This is a genomic window from Bradyrhizobium denitrificans (genome assembly GCF_013179005.1).
In the GTDB taxonomy this organism is placed as follows: Bacteria; Pseudomonadota; Alphaproteobacteria; order Rhizobiales; family Xanthobacteraceae; genus Bradyrhizobium; species Bradyrhizobium denitrificans.
Genome location: NZ_JABFDP010000002.1, coordinates 93,184 through 108,626, shown reverse-complemented (window position 1 = coordinate 108,626; position 15,443 = coordinate 93,184). Strand labels below are relative to the sequence as shown.

17 protein-coding genes are annotated in these 15,443 nt (G+C 64.9%); 14 read left to right on the top strand and 3 right to left on the bottom strand.

What is annotated here, in order from left to right:
• Nucleotides 1-139: 139 nt before the first annotated feature.
• From HL671_RS02535 to HL671_RS02480, 12 genes are all read left to right on the top strand, one after another.
• The gene (locus tag HL671_RS02535) at nucleotides 140-331 is read left to right on the top strand and encodes a hypothetical protein (protein ID WP_012042427.1); all 192 of its coding nucleotides are present in this window, start codon (nucleotides 140-142) and stop codon (nucleotides 329-331) included.
• Between the two features lie 163 nt (nucleotides 332-494).
• A complete protein-coding gene (locus HL671_RS02530) occupies nucleotides 495-1,328 on the top strand; it encodes a DeoR/GlpR family DNA-binding transcription regulator (protein WP_012042428.1) in 834 nt (277 codons plus the stop codon).
• A 155-nt stretch (nucleotides 1,329-1,483) separates the two neighbouring features.
• Nucleotides 1,484-3,037, top strand: coding sequence for a glycerol-3-phosphate dehydrogenase (gene glpD / locus HL671_RS02525; protein ID WP_172235504.1), 1,554 nt, complete (start codon nucleotides 1,484-1,486; stop codon nucleotides 3,035-3,037).
• Nucleotides 3,034-4,119, top strand: coding sequence for an ABC transporter ATP-binding protein (locus tag HL671_RS02520; RefSeq protein WP_012042430.1), 1,086 nt, complete (start codon nucleotides 3,034-3,036; stop codon nucleotides 4,117-4,119). Before glpD ends, HL671_RS02520 begins: the two co-directional genes overlap by 4 nt.
• 13 nt (nucleotides 4,120-4,132) lie before the next feature.
• Nucleotides 4,133-5,215 (top strand): ABC transporter ATP-binding protein, encoded by a 1,083-nt coding sequence (locus HL671_RS02515; protein WP_012042431.1) that lies wholly within the window; start codon nucleotides 4,133-4,135, stop codon nucleotides 5,213-5,215.
• 3 nt (nucleotides 5,216-5,218) lie between these two features.
• Nucleotides 5,219-6,121, top strand: coding sequence for a carbohydrate ABC transporter permease (locus tag HL671_RS02510; protein ID WP_172235503.1), 903 nt, complete (start codon nucleotides 5,219-5,221; stop codon nucleotides 6,119-6,121).
• Nucleotides 6,121-6,927 (top strand): carbohydrate ABC transporter permease, encoded by an 807-nt coding sequence (locus HL671_RS02505; RefSeq protein WP_012042433.1) that lies wholly within the window; start codon nucleotides 6,121-6,123, stop codon nucleotides 6,925-6,927. The genes HL671_RS02510 and HL671_RS02505 overlap by 1 nt, the downstream gene beginning before the upstream one ends.
• Before the next feature lie 184 nt (nucleotides 6,928-7,111).
• Nucleotides 7,112-7,441, top strand: a complete 330-nt coding sequence (locus HL671_RS02500) for a DUF2160 domain-containing protein (RefSeq protein WP_012042434.1) — start codon at nucleotides 7,112-7,114, stop codon at nucleotides 7,439-7,441.
• Between the two features lie 124 nt (nucleotides 7,442-7,565).
• Nucleotides 7,566-9,308 carry an ABC transporter substrate-binding protein gene (locus HL671_RS02495; protein WP_172235601.1) on the top strand — a complete coding sequence of 581 codons (1,743 nt, stop codon included), beginning with the start codon at nucleotides 7,566-7,568 and terminating at the stop codon, nucleotides 9,306-9,308.
• Nucleotides 9,309-9,674: 366 nt separating this feature from the next.
• Nucleotides 9,675-10,451 (top strand): tonB-system energizer ExbB, encoded by a 777-nt coding sequence (exbB, locus tag HL671_RS02490; protein ID WP_172235502.1) that lies wholly within the window; start codon nucleotides 9,675-9,677, stop codon nucleotides 10,449-10,451.
• 3 nt (nucleotides 10,452-10,454) lie between these two features.
• Complete coding sequence (gene exbD / locus HL671_RS02485; protein WP_012042437.1) at nucleotides 10,455-10,880, top strand: TonB system transport protein ExbD; 426 nt, start codon at nucleotides 10,455-10,457, stop codon at nucleotides 10,878-10,880.
• Nucleotides 10,877-11,827 carry an energy transducer TonB family protein gene (locus HL671_RS02480; protein ID WP_172235501.1) on the top strand — a complete coding sequence of 317 codons (951 nt, stop codon included), beginning with the start codon at nucleotides 10,877-10,879 and terminating at the stop codon, nucleotides 11,825-11,827. The genes exbD and HL671_RS02480 overlap by 4 nt, the downstream gene beginning before the upstream one ends.
• A gap of 20 nt (nucleotides 11,828-11,847) precedes the next feature.
• Here HL671_RS02480 and HL671_RS02475 read toward each other — a convergent pair whose 3' ends face one another.
• Both HL671_RS02475 and HL671_RS02470 read right to left on the bottom strand, forming a co-directional pair.
• A complete protein-coding gene (locus HL671_RS02475; RefSeq protein ID WP_041750526.1) occupies nucleotides 11,848-12,189 on the bottom strand; it encodes a hypothetical protein in 342 nt (113 codons plus the stop codon).
• 57 nt (nucleotides 12,190-12,246) lie between these two features.
• A complete protein-coding gene (locus tag HL671_RS02470) occupies nucleotides 12,247-13,092 on the bottom strand; it encodes a hypothetical protein (protein WP_172235500.1) in 846 nt (281 codons plus the stop codon).
• Between the two features lie 440 nt (nucleotides 13,093-13,532).
• Here HL671_RS02470 and HL671_RS02465 point away from each other — a divergent pair, with 440 nt between their 5' ends.
• Both HL671_RS02465 and HL671_RS02460 read left to right on the top strand, forming a co-directional pair.
• Nucleotides 13,533-13,988: a hypothetical protein gene (locus HL671_RS02465; RefSeq protein ID WP_172235499.1), complete on the top strand. Its 456-nt coding sequence runs from the start codon at nucleotides 13,533-13,535 to the stop codon at nucleotides 13,986-13,988.
• A 221-nt stretch (nucleotides 13,989-14,209) separates the two neighbouring features.
• Nucleotides 14,210-14,566 carry an EF-hand domain-containing protein gene (locus HL671_RS02460; RefSeq protein WP_012042442.1) on the top strand — a complete coding sequence of 119 codons (357 nt, stop codon included), beginning with the start codon at nucleotides 14,210-14,212 and terminating at the stop codon, nucleotides 14,564-14,566.
• A 191-nt stretch (nucleotides 14,567-14,757) separates the two neighbouring features.
• Here the strand turns inward: HL671_RS02460 and HL671_RS02455 are convergent, their stop codons facing one another.
• Nucleotides 14,758-15,393 (bottom strand): response regulator transcription factor, encoded by a 636-nt coding sequence (locus HL671_RS02455; protein ID WP_172235498.1) that lies wholly within the window; start codon nucleotides 15,391-15,393, stop codon nucleotides 14,758-14,760.
• Nucleotides 15,394-15,443: the final 50 nt, after the last annotated feature.

The window sequence follows — 15,443 nt, the reverse complement described above, 5'->3', positions numbered from 1 at the left end:
GAACCGGGCGTCGATCAAACATAGGATCGACAGAATCGCCTGTTGAATTCCGCGTCATGGACCGCAGCTATGGAGCATCGCAGGAACATTCCTGGTCGGGCTCCGTTATAAGCCCCGGAATGAACGACGGGATTTCGCAATGTCCGACACCTATATCATCGAGGTCAGCTCCCAGGCGGCAGGGATCGTCGTGCGGGATCGCGGCGGCTTCCGTTTCTTTGCGGCGTCGCACCGTTTCAATGCGCTCGAGGGCCAGGTGTTTCGCAACGCGCGCGAGGCCGAGCGCGCCGCGATTCGTCTCGTCAGCGGCGAGTTGAGTGCGGCCGCCTGACCTGTCGCATGACGGGCGCGTCAATCTTCCGCTGACGACCCGTAGGGAATGCCGCGTTGCACATGCGTCAAGCCGTCATTGCTGCAGTGCGCTTGAACGCCTCGCCGATTGACCCTTGACTCGATCAGCATCACCATGGTGCAGCTTGTCCTGAAAGCTTGCCATGGCCGTTCTCTCCCAGCGCCAGACTGACATTCTCAACATCGCGCGCGCCTCCGGTCGCGTCATGGTGGAAGATCTGGCGCGCCGTTTCGAAGTCTCGGCGCAGACGATTCGCAAGGATCTCAACGATCTCTGCGAGCAGCGCGCGCTGACGCGCATTCACGGCGGTGCCATTATCGCGTCGGGGGTGGAGAACCTCGCTTATGAAGCGCGGCGCTTCGTCGCGGCGGACGAGAAGAAGGCGATCGGGACGGTTGCCGCTGCGCGCATTCCCAACGGCTCGTCGCTCTTCATCAACATCGGCACCACCACCGAGGAGGTGGCGAGCGCGCTGTCTTCGCATCAGGATCTGCTGGTCATCACCAACAATCTGAATGTCGCGATGCTGCTCTATCCGCATCCGCGCATCGAGGTGATCGTGGCCGGCGGCACGGTGCGGCGTTCGGATGGCGGCGTGGTCGGCTCGACGGCGACGCAACTGATCGGCCAGTTCAAGGTGGACTACGCGATCATCGGCGCCTCGGCGATCGATGAGGAGGGCGCGCTGCTCGACTTCGACTATCGCGAGGTGCAGGTGGCGCAGGCCATCATCGCCAATGCGCGCAGCGTGATGCTGGTGGCGGATTCCACCAAACTGCATCGCAGTGCCCCGGTGCGCATCGCCCATCTCAGCCAGATCCAGACCTTCGTCACCGACCGTCCGTTGCCCGATGGGCTCGCCAGCCTCTGCCACAGCCGCGGCATCGAGGTGGTCTCGGCGATGCCGGCCGACGAGGCGGAGGAGGCCGCAGAGGCGGCCGAAACAGCCAACCCGGCGGCACTCCGCCGCGCCTGACCCCCCGCGCTGATTCCACAGGCTGTTTGGGCCGAGATTGGGCACGTTATGCCCAATCGCGGCCCAATATGCGTTTTTCGATTTGCTTTCACTTTCGTTTGTGTTTAACTCGAAAGCGAAAGTGAAATCGCCGCGGTCAAGGCGATTGACGGGGGATGCGTCTGTTGGAGCGGATCTACGACCTCGCCATTGTCGGAGGCGGCGTGAATGGCTGCGGCATCGCGCGCGATGCGGCCGGACGCGGAAATTCCGTTTTTCTGTGTGAGATGAACGATCTGGCGAGCGGAACCTCGTCCTGGTCAACCAAGCTCGTGCATGGCGGCTTGCGCTATCTCGAATATTACGAATTCCGCCTGGTGCGTGAGGCGCTGATCGAGCGCGAGATTCTCTGGCAGATCGCGCCCCACATCATCCGCCCGCTGCGTTTCGTGCTGCCGCATCATTCCGGCCTGCGCCCGGCCTGGCTGCTGCGGCTCGGCCTGTTCCTCTACGACCATCTCGGCGGCCGCAAGCTGCTGCCGCCGACACGCTCGGTGAATCTGCGCAGCGATGAGGTCGGCCGTCCGCTGATCGCCGGACGCTATTCCACCGGTTTCGAATATTCCGACTGCTTTGTCGACGATGCGCGTCTGGTCGTGCTGACCGCGCGCGATGCTGCCGACCGCGGGGCCGTCATCCGCACGCGGACGCGGGCGACCGCGATCCGGCAGGACGGCAGCAACTGGCTTGTCACCACCGAGAACACCCAGACCGGCGAGCGCGAGACCATCAAGGCGCGTGCGCTGGTCAATGCCGCCGGCCCGTGGGTGGAGCAGGTGCTTTCGACCGGCGCCGGTGTCAATGCAAAAGCGAAAGTGCGCCTGGTGCAGGGCTCGCATATCGTGGTGCGCAAGCTCTATGATCACGACCGCGCCTACATCTTCCAGAATGCCGACGGCCGCATCATCTTCGCGATTCCCTACCAGCAGGATTTCACGCTGATCGGCACCACCGATCGCGACTATCAGGGCGATCCGGCCAAGGTGAAGGCGACCGACGAGGAAATCGCCTATCTCTGCGCCGCGCTCGGCGAGTACATCGCCAAGCCAGTGACGCCGGCTGACGTGGTGTGGAGCTATTCCGGCGTGCGCCCGCTGTATGACGACGGCGCCAGCGAGGCCAAGGCGGCGACGCGCGACTACGTGTTCGAGCTCGATACGCCCGGCGGCCTGCCGCTGCTCTCGATCTATGGTGGCAAGATCACCACCTACCGGCGACTGTCGGAGGAGGCGCTGGAGCGCCTGGCGCCGTATCTGAAGGGCGCGAAGGCGGACGAAGGCTGGACCGGCAAGGCCGCGCTGCCCGGCGGCGACATGCAGGTGCAGGCCGTTGCCACGTTGGTCGCCGATCTCGGCAAGACCTATCCGTTCCTGTCGGATGCACATGCGAAGCGCATCGCGCATGCCTATGGTACGCGGGCCCAGACCGTGCTCGCGGGTGCGACATCTTTGGCCGATCTCGGCCAGGACTTCGGTGGCACCTTGACGGAGCGCGAAGTCAGGTACCTGATGACGAATGAGTGGGCGTTGACGGCCGAGGACATTGTGTGGCGGCGATCGAAGCTGGGGTTGCGAATGTCGGCGGCTGAGATCGCAGCGCTCGATGCGTGGATCACAGCCCACCGCGAGCGCGCTGCCGTGACGGCGCGTGAAGCCGGGGGACGCGCATGAGCGTCACGCTCGATCACGTCTCCCGGGTCGTCGACGGCGTCACGACCATTCGAGACGTTTCGCTGACCCTGGAGCGCGGCACGCTGAGCGTGCTGCTCGGCCCGACTCTGTCCGGCAAGACTTCGATCATGCGTTTGCTCGCCGGGCTCGACAAGCCGACCACCGGCCGCGTGCTGGTCGACGGCAAGGACGTCACCGGCGCCGACGTGCGGCAGCGATCGGTCGCGATGGTCTATCAGCAGTTCATCAACTATCCCTCGCTCACGGTGTATGAGAATATCGCCTCGCCGCTGCGGGTGCAGGGCAAGCCGCGCGAGGAGATCGAGAAGCGCGTGGCCGAGGCCGCCAGGCTGCTGCGGCTCGAGCCCTATCTGAAGCGCACCCCGCTGCAGCTCTCCGGCGGCCAGCAGCAGCGCACCGCGATCGCGCGCGCGCTGGTGAAGGGCGCCGATCTCGTGCTGCTCGACGAGCCCCTGGCCAATCTCGATTACAAGCTGCGCGAGGAGCTGCGCGCCGAATTGCCGCGCATCTTCGAAGCGTCGGGGGCGATCTTCGTCTATGCAACCACCGAGCCGTCGGAGGCGCTGCTGCTGGGCGGCCGCACCGTGTGCATGTGGGAAGGTCAGGCGCTGCAGGCCGGCGATACCGCCACCGTCTACCGCCGTCCGGACACGTTGCGCGTCGGGCAGGTGTTCTCCGATCCGCCGATGAATGTCGTCGAGATCCAGAAGCGCGGCGACAGCGTGCATTATGCCGGCGGCGTCAGGGCGCCGGCGGCCGGCCTCTATGCCGATCTGCCGGAGGGCTCCTATCGCGTCGGCTTCCGGCCGCATCAGCTCGGACTGGCCAAGGGCGACGGCAGCCATGGCCGCCATGCCTTTCCGGCGACCGTCTCGGTCACCGAGATCACGGGATCGGAGAGCTTCGTGCATCTGACCCGCGACGGCATGAACTGGGTCGCCGTGCTGCACGGCGTCCATGAATACGAGCCCGGCGAGATTCTCGATGCCGTGCTCGATCCCGCCAATATCTTCGTGTTCGACGCCGGCGACCGCCTGGTCGCGGCACCTGGCAGTCTTTAGAGGGAGATGCCGCATGGCCCGCATTGACCTCGTCGATCTCGCCCAGTCCTATCACGGCAACGACGCCGACATCGAAAGCTTCGCGCTCAAGCCGGTGACGATGACCTGGCGGCAGGGCGGCGCCTACGCGCTGCTCGGTCCGTCCGGCTGCGGCAAGACCACGCTGTTGAACCTGATCTCCGGGATCCTGACGCCATCGCGCGGCAAGATCCTGTTCGACGGCACCGACATCACCCACCGCACCACCCGCGAGCGCAACATCGCCCAGGTGTTTCAGTTCCCGGTGATCTACGACACCATGACGGTCGGCGAGAATCTCGCATTTCCGCTGAAGAACCGCGGCGTGCCCAAGGCCGAGATCGACAAGCGCGTCGCCGAGATCGCGCGGTTGCTCGATCTGACGCCGGACCTCAACCGCAAGGCGACGCGCCTCACCGCGGATGCCAAGCAGAAGATCTCGCTCGGCCGCGGGCTGGTGCGCTCGGATGTCGCCGCCGTCCTGTTCGACGAGCCGCTGACGGTGATCGATCCCGAGCTGAAATGGCAGTTGCGCTCGAAGCTCAAGGCGCTGCATCGTGAGCTCGATTTGACGATGATCTACGTCACGCACGACCAGACCGAGGCGCTGACCTTCGCCGACACGGTCGTCGTGATGCATGACGGCCGCGTCGTGCAGAGCGGCACGCCGGCCGAGCTGTTCGACAAGCCGGCGCACACCTTTGTCGGCTATTTCATCGGCTCGCCCGGCATGAACATTCTCGCCGCCGAGGTGAAGGGCCGTGAGGCCCGCATTGCCGGTCACACGCTGTCGTTGGCGCGCAGCTATGATGCGCTGCCGGCCGGCGCCAAGATCGAGATCGGGGTGCGGCCGGAATTCGTCGATGTCGCAGAGCCGGGACCGGGCCTGCTCGATGCCAATATCGAACGTGTCGACGATCTCGGCCGCATCCGCTTCGCGCGGGTCCGGGTCGGCGATGTCAAGTTTGCCGCGCGCCTGCCGGCCGGCGTCTCGCCGCAGGGCTCGGCGATCGGGCTGAAGTTCAACCCGGCCTATGTCCATGTCTATGCCGACAGCCGTCTCGTCGAGGGAGCCTGAGAGATGGACAAGACCATCAACAACAAGGCCTGGTTCCTGGTCCTGCCGGTGTTCCTGCTGGTCGCGTTCTCCGCGATCCTGCCGCTGATGACGGTCGTGAACTATTCGATGCAGGACACGTTCGGCAACAACCAGTTCTTCTGGAACGGCGTCGGCTGGTTCAAGGAGCTGCTCGATCCCTCGACCGATCTCGGCGGTCGCTTCCTCGCCTCGCTCGGCCGCAACCTGATCTTCTCGCTCGCCATCCTGGCCATCGAGGTGCCGCTCGGCATCGTCGTGGCGCTGTCGATGCCGCGCGACGGCTGGACCGTCGCCTTCTGCCTCGTCGTGCTGGCGCTGCCGCTGCTGATTCCGTGGAACGTGGTCGGCACCATCTGGCAGATCTTCGGCAGGCCCGACATCGGCCTGCTTGGCTATACGCTGACGAGCATGGGGATCGACTACAATTACGTCTCCAACGATCTCGATGCCTGGGCCACCGTGATCGTGATGGACGTTTGGCACTGGACGAGCCTCGTCGCGCTGCTGTGCTATGCCGGCCTGAAATCGATTCCCGACGCCTATTACCAGGCGGCGCAGATCGACGGCGCCTCGCGCTGGGCGGTGTTCACCGCGATCCAGCTGCCCAAGATGCATCGCGTGCTGCTGATCGCTGTGCTGCTGCGCTTCATGGACAGCTTCATGATCTACACCGAGCCGTTCGTCGTGACCGGCGGCGGGCCCGGCAATTCGACGACCTTCATCTCGATCGAGCTCGTCAAGATCGCGCTCGGCCAGTTCGACCTCGGCAAGGCGGCCGCGCTGTCGCTGGTCTATAACCTGATCATCCTGATCGTGTGCTGGGTGTTCTACACCATCATGACCAATGCCGACGCCGAGCGCCGGCCGGCCGAAGGGGGCGCGTGATGAACACGATTCCGGGCCGTCGCGTCATCATGGCGGTGTTCCTCGTCTTCCTGCTGTTGCCGATCTATTGGCTCGTCAACATGAGCTTCAAGACCAACAACGAGATCGTCACGACGATGACGCTGTGGCCGCATCAGCCGACGATCGCGAACTACATGCGGATCTTCACCGACGAGAGCTGGTATTCCGGCTACATCAACTCGCTGAAATACGTCATTCTCAACACGGTGATCTCGATCCTGGTGGCGCTGCCGGCGGCCTATGCGTTCTCGCGCTACCGCTTCCTCGGCGACAAGCACCTGTTCTTCTGGCTGTTGTCGAACCGCATGGCGCCGGCTGCGGTCTATGCGCTGCCGTTCTTCAACCTCTATTCGGCGATCGGCCTGTTCGATACGCCCTGGGCGGTGGCGCTGGCGCATTGCATCTTCAACATTCCGCTCGCCGTCTGGATCCTCGAGGGCTTCGTGTCGTCGGTGCCGCGCGAGATCGACGAGACCGCCTTCCTCGACGGCTACTCGTTCCCGCGCTTCTTCGTGAAGATCCTGGTGCCGCTGATCGCGAGCGGCATCGGCGTCGCGGCCTTCTTCTGCTTCATGTTCTCCTGGGTCGAGCTCTTGCTCGCGCGCACCTTGACCTCGGTCGATGCCAAGCCGATCTCGGCGGTGATGACCCGCACCGTCTCGGCGTCCGGCATGGATTGGGGCCTGCTGGCGGCCGCCGGCGTGCTCACGATCATCCCCGGCGCGCTCGTCATCTGGTTCGTCCGCAACTACATCGCGCGCGGCTTCGCGCTGGGACGGGTGTGATGATGCACGTGCCACGCCATAGCCTCCGTTCCGCTTCCTCCGCTTGCGGGGGAGGCCGAATCGCGTCGTCAGATGCGATGCGGGTGGCATCTCTCCTCTCGGGCAGCCGGACGCGCGGCGCCCCCACCCTAACCCTCCCCCGCAAGCGGGGGAGGGGGCTCACCACCGCCTGGAGCTGATAGCCATGGACAGCATCGCATGGATGGCCTGGACCGCGCCGACGGCGATCTTCTTCGTGGCGCTGGCGTGTACGCTCGGCGTCATGACGCTGTTGGCCGCGCGCTATCCCGAGGCGGAGCGCGTCGGTGTGCTGCGCATTCCGACCACGCGCGGCGACCGCCTGTTCATTTCGCTGATCACGGCTGCCGTCATCCATCTCGCATGGATCGGCCTGGTCGGCACCGATACGATTGCGACCTTGCCGATCGGTGAGGAAGGGTTTGAGGTTTCGAGCCTGTGGCTCGCGACCGCAATTTCGCTTGCGTCAGCCGTTGCGATCTTCCGCACCGTCTGACGCAGGTGAAAAGGGGCAGATCCGGGGGCAACCCGGACCTGGATACGTCTGTCGCTGCAAGGAGGAAACCATGCGACACTTGAAACCTAGGAAGCATCACCTGACCAAGGCGAGCTATCTTGCGATGACCAGCGCTGTCGCGCTGTTCGCCGCGACCATGACGCTGTCCGCGCCGGCCCGTTCGGACGACGCCACGATCCAGAAATGGATCGACAGCGAATTCCAGCCTTCGACCCTGTCGAAGGAAGAGCAGCTGAAGGAACTGCAGTGGTTCGCCAAGGCGGCCGAGCCGTTCAAGGGCATGGAGATCAACGTCGTCTCCGAGACCATCACCACCCACGAATACGAAGCCAAGACGCTGGCCAAGGCGTTCAGCGAGATCACCGGCATCAAGCTGAAGCACGACATCATCCAGGAAGGTGACGTCGTCGAGAAGCTGCAGACCCAGATGCAGTCCGGCAAGAACGTCTATGACGGCTGGATCAACGACTCGGACCTGATCGGCACTCACTTCCGCTACGGCCAGACCATCGCGCTGTCGGACTACATGAAGGGCGAGGGCAAGGACGTCACCGATCCCTATCTCGACGTCAACGACTTCATCGGCAAGTCGTTCACGACCGCGCCGGACGGCAAGCTCTATCAGCTGCCCGACCAGCAGTTCGCCAACCTCTATTGGTTCCGCTACGACTGGTTTACCAACCCGGACTACAAGGCGAAGTTCAAGGCCAAGTATGGCTACGACCTCGGCGTGCCCGTGAACTGGTCGGCCTATGAAGACATCGCCGAGTTCTTCACCAACGACATCAAGGAGATCAACGGCGTCAAGGTCTATGGCCACATGGACTATGGCAAGAAGGACCCCTCGCTCGGCTGGCGCTTCACCGACGCCTGGCTGTCGATGGCTGGCAACGGCGACAAGGGCATCCCGAACGGCCTGCCGGTCGACGAATGGGGCATCCGCATGGAAGGCTGCCGTCCGGTCGGCTCCTCGGTCGAGCGTGGTGGCGACACCAACGGACCGGCGGCGGTCTACTCGATCACCAAATATCTCGAGTGGATGAAGAAGTATGCGCCGCCGCAGGCGCAGGGCATGACCTTCTCGGAGGCCGGCCCGGTTCCGGCGCAGGGCAACGTCGCCCAGCAGATCTTCTGGTACACCGCCTTCACCGCCGACATGGTGAAGCCCGGCCTGCCGGTCGTGAACGCGGACGGCACGCCGAAATGGCGCATGGCCCCGTCGCCGCATGGCGCCTATTGGAAGGAAGGCATGAAGCTCGGCTATCAGGACGCCGGCTCGCTGACGCTGCTGAAGTCGACCCCGCCGGATCGCCGCAAGGCGGCCTGGCTGTACCTGCAGTTCATCGTCTCCAAGACGGTGTCCCTCAAGAAGAGCCATGTCGGCCTCACCTTCATCCGTGAATCCGACATCTGGGACAAGTCGTTCACCGAGCGTGCGCCGAAGCTCGGCGGCCTGATCGAGTTCTACCGCTCGCCCGCGCGCGTGCAGTGGACCCCGACCGGCAACAACGTGCCCGACTATCCGAAGCTGGCGCAACTGTGGTGGCAGAACATCGGCGACGCGTCGTCCGGTGCGAAGACCCCGCAAGCCGCGATGGATGCGCTCGCAGCCGCCCAGGACTCTGTCCTTGAGCGTCTCGAGAAGTCCAAGGTGCAGGGCGAGTGCGGTCCGAAGCTGAACAAGAAGGAATCGGCCGAGTTCTGGTTCAACAAGTCGGCCAAGGACGGCAACATCGCTCCGCAGCGCAAGCTCGCGAACGAAAAGCCGAAGGGCGAGACGATCGACTACGACACGCTGATCAAGTCGTGGCCGGCCAGCCCGCCCAAGCGCGCCGAAGCGAAGTGATCGCACACCACCGTGACCGCCCGGCTTGACCGGGCAGTCCACGACACCGCGGCGTCACGGCGGAGCGGAAGACCAGAGAGATCGAAAGGCCGGGAGCGATCCCGGCCTTTTGTTTTGCCCGCAGCCGCGCATGGTTCCGTCCGGGAATTATTCCCGAGCAATCCGGGACATATTCCACGTCGCAAGTGCCTTGAAGGCGATGAGGACAGGCTGCACTCTTCCGCAGTGGAATTGTTGCGGTCTTCGCCGCGACTTTGCCCCAACGACGCGAAACAACAAGGCCACGACTGATCCGGCGTCGCGCGATGCGATCGCACATCCGGATTCGGGATCATCAAACCACGCGGCCAGCGAGGGAGTCGGACCATGGACCAGGCGAACATCGCCAGTCTCGCGAGCACGCTGCCGGAAGCGCTGTCCCCCTGGACCATGTTCCTGCAGGCCGACATGGTCGTGAAGGCGGTCATGATCGGGCTGGCGCTCGCGTCCGTCGCGACCTGGACCGTTCTGGTCGTGAAGACGGTTCAGCTCCGTGCGGCGCTCCGCGTGGCGCGCGTTGCGCTCGGCACCGCGGTCACGGCCCACTCCTTGGCGAATGCGGCGGGATCCGAATCCGCGCAAGAGGGGGTGGTGGGTCGCCTGCTCGCCGTCGCCGAGGACGAGATCGACAAGTCACGCGGCCTTCCGGCTGATGGCATCAAGGAGCGCGTCGCGTGGCAGTTCGAGCGGGTCGAGGCGGCTGCGGTGGCCCGGATCGGCCGCGGCATCGGCATTCTCGCCACCGTGGGCGCTGTGGCGCCCTTTGTGGGTCTGTTCGGCACCGTCTGGGGCATCATGAACAGCTTCATCGGCATCTCGCATGCCCACACCACCAACCTCGCGGTGGTCGCGCCGGGCATTGCGGAGGCGCTGCTGGCCACCGCCTTCGGCCTGGCGGCCGCGATCCCGGCCGTTGTCATCTACAACCTTTTCGCGCGCGCAACCGGCGGTTATCGCGCGGTCATCGCCGATGCGTCGGTGGCCGTGATGCGGCTGCTGAGCCGCGATCTCGATCGTCAGCACGCGGCCTCGACCGAAGCGCGGCGTGGCGCGATCCGGGCGGTGGATACGTCGCTGCTGTCGATCGCCAATCCGGCGGAGTGAGCGATGGCCGTCAAGCTCGCCAAGCGTCCTGATGAGTTCGAGGAGACGCACGACATCAATGTGACGCCGTTCATCGACGTCATGCTGGTGCTGCTCATCATCTTCATGGTGGCCGCGCCGCTGGCGACCGTCGATATCCCGGTCAACCTGCCGGCGATCTCGGCGGAGCCGCAGCCGCGCGCGGAGACGCCGGTTTTCGTGACCTTCAAGGCCGACCGTTCGCTTGCGGTCGGCGATCAAAGCGTGGCGCAGGCCGACATTGCCGCCTCGCTCGATGCCGCGACGAAGTCCGACCATGGCCAGCGGGTGCTGCTGCGCGCCGACCAGACGCTGCCCTATGGCGAGGTGATGGCGCTGATGAACACGCTGCGGCGCGCCGGCTACACCAAGGTGGCGCTGGTCGCATTGGAAGACCGGAGCGTGCCGTGAGCGTCCTGACGCTCGATCCGTTCGAGGATGACGAGCGCCGCGAGCGGACGTTGTGGACCGTCGCCGCGCTGGTCGTGGCCGCGCTGCATGTCGGGCTGGCGGCGGGCTATTTGTTGCTGCGTCCTGCGGTGCAAGGGCGCGCCGAGGCACCGGCCTTCGATGTGGTGTTCACGCCGGCCGTGGTCAGCGATCCCGCGCCCGTGGCCCAGGAGGCGCCGCCGGCCGATCCCACGCCGCCGGTCGAGCCACCGAAGGAAGAGCCGGTCAAGGAGGAGCCCGTCGCGCGCGAAGCCGTGGCCGAGCCGGTCCCGCAGCCTCCGCCTGATCCGGAGCCGCAGCTCATGGCTCAGCCGGATCCGGTGCCCGAGGTCGCTCCCGCGCCCGAGCCCGCGCCTCAGGTTGCGCTGGCGCCAGAGCCGCCACGCGTCGATGACATCGTGTTGCCGCCGCCGCCGCTGCCCAAGCCGGTCGAGGCCAAACCGCCGGAGCAGAAGCCGGCCCCGGTGCCCGAGCGCGTCGAGCGCAAACCGGTCGAGAAGAAGGAAACGCAGGAGAAGGCCGAGAAGAAGCCCGCACCGCCGAAGCCGGCTGCGGCGCAGGCGAGCCGTCCGTCGCGCGTCGCATCTGCTCCCAACCCTGGCGAGGACAGTGTCGGTGCGCGCGAGGGGCAGGCAAGCTGGAATGCCGAAGTGGTGGCGCATATCCGCCGCTACGTCGCCTATCCGTCCGACGGCAATGGCGCAAGCGGGACCGCCATCGTCAATGTCGTGATTGATCGCAACGGGCGGCTGGTGTCGCGCCGGCTCGCTGGCAGCTCAGGCTCGCCGGCGCTGGATCGCGCGGCGCTGTCCATCATCGAACGCGCCGCACCGTTTCCGCGCTTTCCGCCCGTCATGAAACAGGCGCAGGAAACACGCTCGGTGCCGTTGCATATGAGGCCGCGCTGAGCGGCCTCACGATCGTCTGCTCACTTCGAGCATTCGGTGAGATCGGTATCGCGCACGACGAACTGCGCGCCTTCCTTGAGCTCGATGTTCTTGGCCACGCAGGTGCGTCCGGCCTTGTCGGCGAGCTTGATATCGTAGCGGCCGGATTTGACGCCGACCAAGGTCATGCGCTCATTGTGGTCGACCTCGCCCTCGTCGTCGTTCTTGCACTGATCGGTGCCCCAGCTCTTGGTGCCTGCTGCCGCCAAATACATTTTCACGATGGTCTGGCCGGTGCGGTTGAGAAAGCGCGGACCGTCCTCGGCAAAGGCGGCCGAGCCGGCCAGCATGAGAACAGCGCAGGTGGTGACGAGGCGACGCATGATGAGCTTCCTTGTGTTGTGATCGAAGATGAGATGCCGCGGCAGATCAGGTCCGTGTCAAAAATCCTTGCCGATGCTGGTCTTGACCGCGAGGCCGCGCGAGGCATTGGTCAGGCCGTAGCCGACGCCGAAGCTGAATTCGAAGCCCTTGAACTTGGTATCGGCGACCGCATAGAGCGTCTGCATCTGCTGGTTCCACGGCAGGATATGGCCGATTGGTCCGAGATTGGAGAAGTGCTCGATGCCAACGGTCCAGCGGTCGTTGAGGCGTTTGACGAAGCGGACCGATGGCTCGAAGGCCGAGCCGGCGCCGTCGATGCCGAAGGTCATGTTGGCGTTGAAGATCAACTGATAATCATTGGGCAGATTGACGCCGATGATCGGCGTGAACATCTGCGCCACGCGCGGCGTGGCTTCCTGAACGAAGCGCGGCGCGCCCGGCTGGCCGGCGCCTGCCTTGTTGGCGACCCACAGATCCGGCGTGAGTCCTCCCTGCGGCGCCAGGATGGTGCGCGACACCAGGCCGAGAAAGACCGTGCGTTCGAGGCGATCACCCTGGATGAAAGTCTGCCTGATCGTCACGCCGCCGGACTGGAAGGAGTAGCCGGGCACGCCATTGTCCATCACATTGCCCAGCGTCATCGGCACATTGGCGCGCGCGAAGGCGTAAGGCGACGTCAGCGCGATCTCATACCATTCGGTCGGCGAATAGCCGATCTCGGTCTCGCCGGTGATCGCGCGCTGCGGTACGCGCTGGCCGCCATTCTGCTGCTGCGGATTGAACGTGGTGACATAGCCGAAGCGCTGCTCGATCTGGAAATGCCCGGGCGAGGCGGGGTCGTTGCCCTGGATCTCCTCGGCTGACGCGCCGAAGGGGCTGAGCAGAAGGGCAGCAGCGGTCACGCACCATCGCGATTGTCTTTGTTGTTGTTGTTTTGCGATGCCGGCCGACTGCATATCCTCGTGCTCCCCCTGGACGAGGAGCTATCGAGTCGACGCGGCGAAAACATGCGGTGCGGCCGGCTGAAAGGTGACGCACTCGGGAAACGATGAGCCGCCGCGTGCCGCATTCCAAAGCTCCGTGCTTGCATGACGCGGGAATAGGGATGTTTTGGCAAGGCGGACGGGACTTTTTCACCGGCGCAATGTGGCGACCAACACGCGAATCAATCGCAGCGCGGCAATGAATGTGGCGCCGTGCAAACACATTGAGGTCATAGAGCGGGGAAAACATCCATGGCCGCATGCACGCCGACTCTTGAATCAGCTAGAGAATGGACTCCCCTGTGCTCAAAACCATTGGTCATCGCCGCCGGTCCTTCGCTCAGTCGAGGAGGCTGGGGGTGATCGCGATTCTCCTGCTGTCCGTCATGCTGCTGCCGGATGACCGTGCGCTCGCGCGAGGGCCGTCACTGCGCGACGAATTGGAGGCCTGGTGGCAGCACACCCATCCCGGCATGAAGACGACTAATAAGATCTGCGCGACATCCGAGGCCGGCTGTACAAGGCACAAGGTCGTTCGGAGGAGTGGCGGGAGAGCAACGGCGGCGGATGCAGCGGAGACCGGAGGTCACGTCACGCGAGCCAGGCGTGTGTCGTTGCGGCGTCCCGTCAACCGAGCCGCGGAGGTGAAGGGCAGCGTGGACACGATGGTGCACCGCGGGACACAGCGGCGGCGCGCTGCGCAGCCAGGACGCGAAGTCGTCGCCAACAGCCGGGGCGAGGCCGGCGCCGACCTGGAGATGTCGCCCCGTCGCGACCGCCCCGGGCGCTATTTCCTGCATGGCCCGAGGTTCTAGTCCCGGCAGCCGCGTCAAATTCCCGAACGTCTCGCTATTGCACTTGCGAAATCGGAAACCGTCTCATAGGTCAGGGCGTGCGTGTTGCGTCGTCTGCGAAGCCGATGATGCTCGCATGAGTTGTTACTGCGCCATTCATCGCCGCCCTGGTCGGACGGCGGAGACAGAGGATCAATTCGATGAATTGGAAACTGATGATGACGGCGGCTGCTGCTGTGGCCATGACGGCGATGGTCGGCACGGCCACGATGGCGGCCAGCGCGCCCGCCACCTCCAAGCTGCTCACCTCGATCGACCCGGACAAGGACGGCACTGCCGATATGAACGAGGTTCGTGCCGCTGCGGGGGCGCTGTTCGATCGTCTCGACCGCGATCATGATGGCACGCTCGATGCCAAGGAGCTCCGCGGCCGCGTGTCGGCCAAGGACCTGAAGGCTGCTGATCCCGACAATGACGGCACGCTGACCAAGGACGAATATCTCGCGCTCGTCGAGGGACGCTTCAAGGCCGCCGATCCCGACAATGACGGCACGCTCGATTCGAAAGAGTTGAAGTCGGTGGCCAAGCTGTTGAAGTGAGGCGCGCGGCCCGCCGCGGGCCGACCAAAGCTGATCAGGAGGGCCTGCGATGGCAAACCGTCGCGGGCCCTTTTATTTTGAGGCGGATGCGCGACTTTTGAGGCGGATGCGCGACGCGGCTTTGAAGGCGGATGCGCGTCGTGGGCCGGCAAGTCGTATGAACATCCGGTCGCCGAGATTGTCACAGCCTCTTACAGGCTCGGGCGCGACATCTCGACCGCCAGCCGAACCAAGTCCGGAAGGCTGCGGGCCCCGAGCTTCTGTCGCAGCCGGTAGGTCAGGTTGATGACGGTCTTGTAGCTGATCCCGAGCTGATCCGCGATCGCCTGATAGGATTTCGCCTGCCCGAGCAGCGCGAGCGCCTGACGCTCACGCTGGGTCAGCGCTGTTGCTGCAGTGCCGTCGGCCTCCTTGCGCAATAACGCAATGCGCTTGGCAAGCTGCGGATCGAGATAGGTGCCGCCCGATCGGATCTGATCCAGCGCCTTCGGCAGTTCGTGCGGCGGTGCATCCTTGAGCAGATAGCCGCTCGCGCCGGCGTCGATCGCCGAGCGGACGATTCGCGGGTCGGCGAGCATGCTGAAGACCAGGATCCTGGCCCCGGGGTCGTGCGAGCGCATGCGCTGAATCAGGCCGATCCCGCCCAATTCCTGGCTCTGCAGGCGAAGGTCGACCACCGCCGCGTCCGGGCGCTCGCGCACAAAGGCTTCATAGGCGCTTTCGGCATCATGCGCTTCGGACAGCTCCCCGATCCCGGCCTCGCTCAGCAGCCAGCGGCAGGCCGCAACCACGACCGGGTGGTCGTCAACGAGCAGAACGCGATACATCCGATGAAGGTCTCTTCCTTGGCTACCGGTATCCCCCGGGCGTTCGTCCA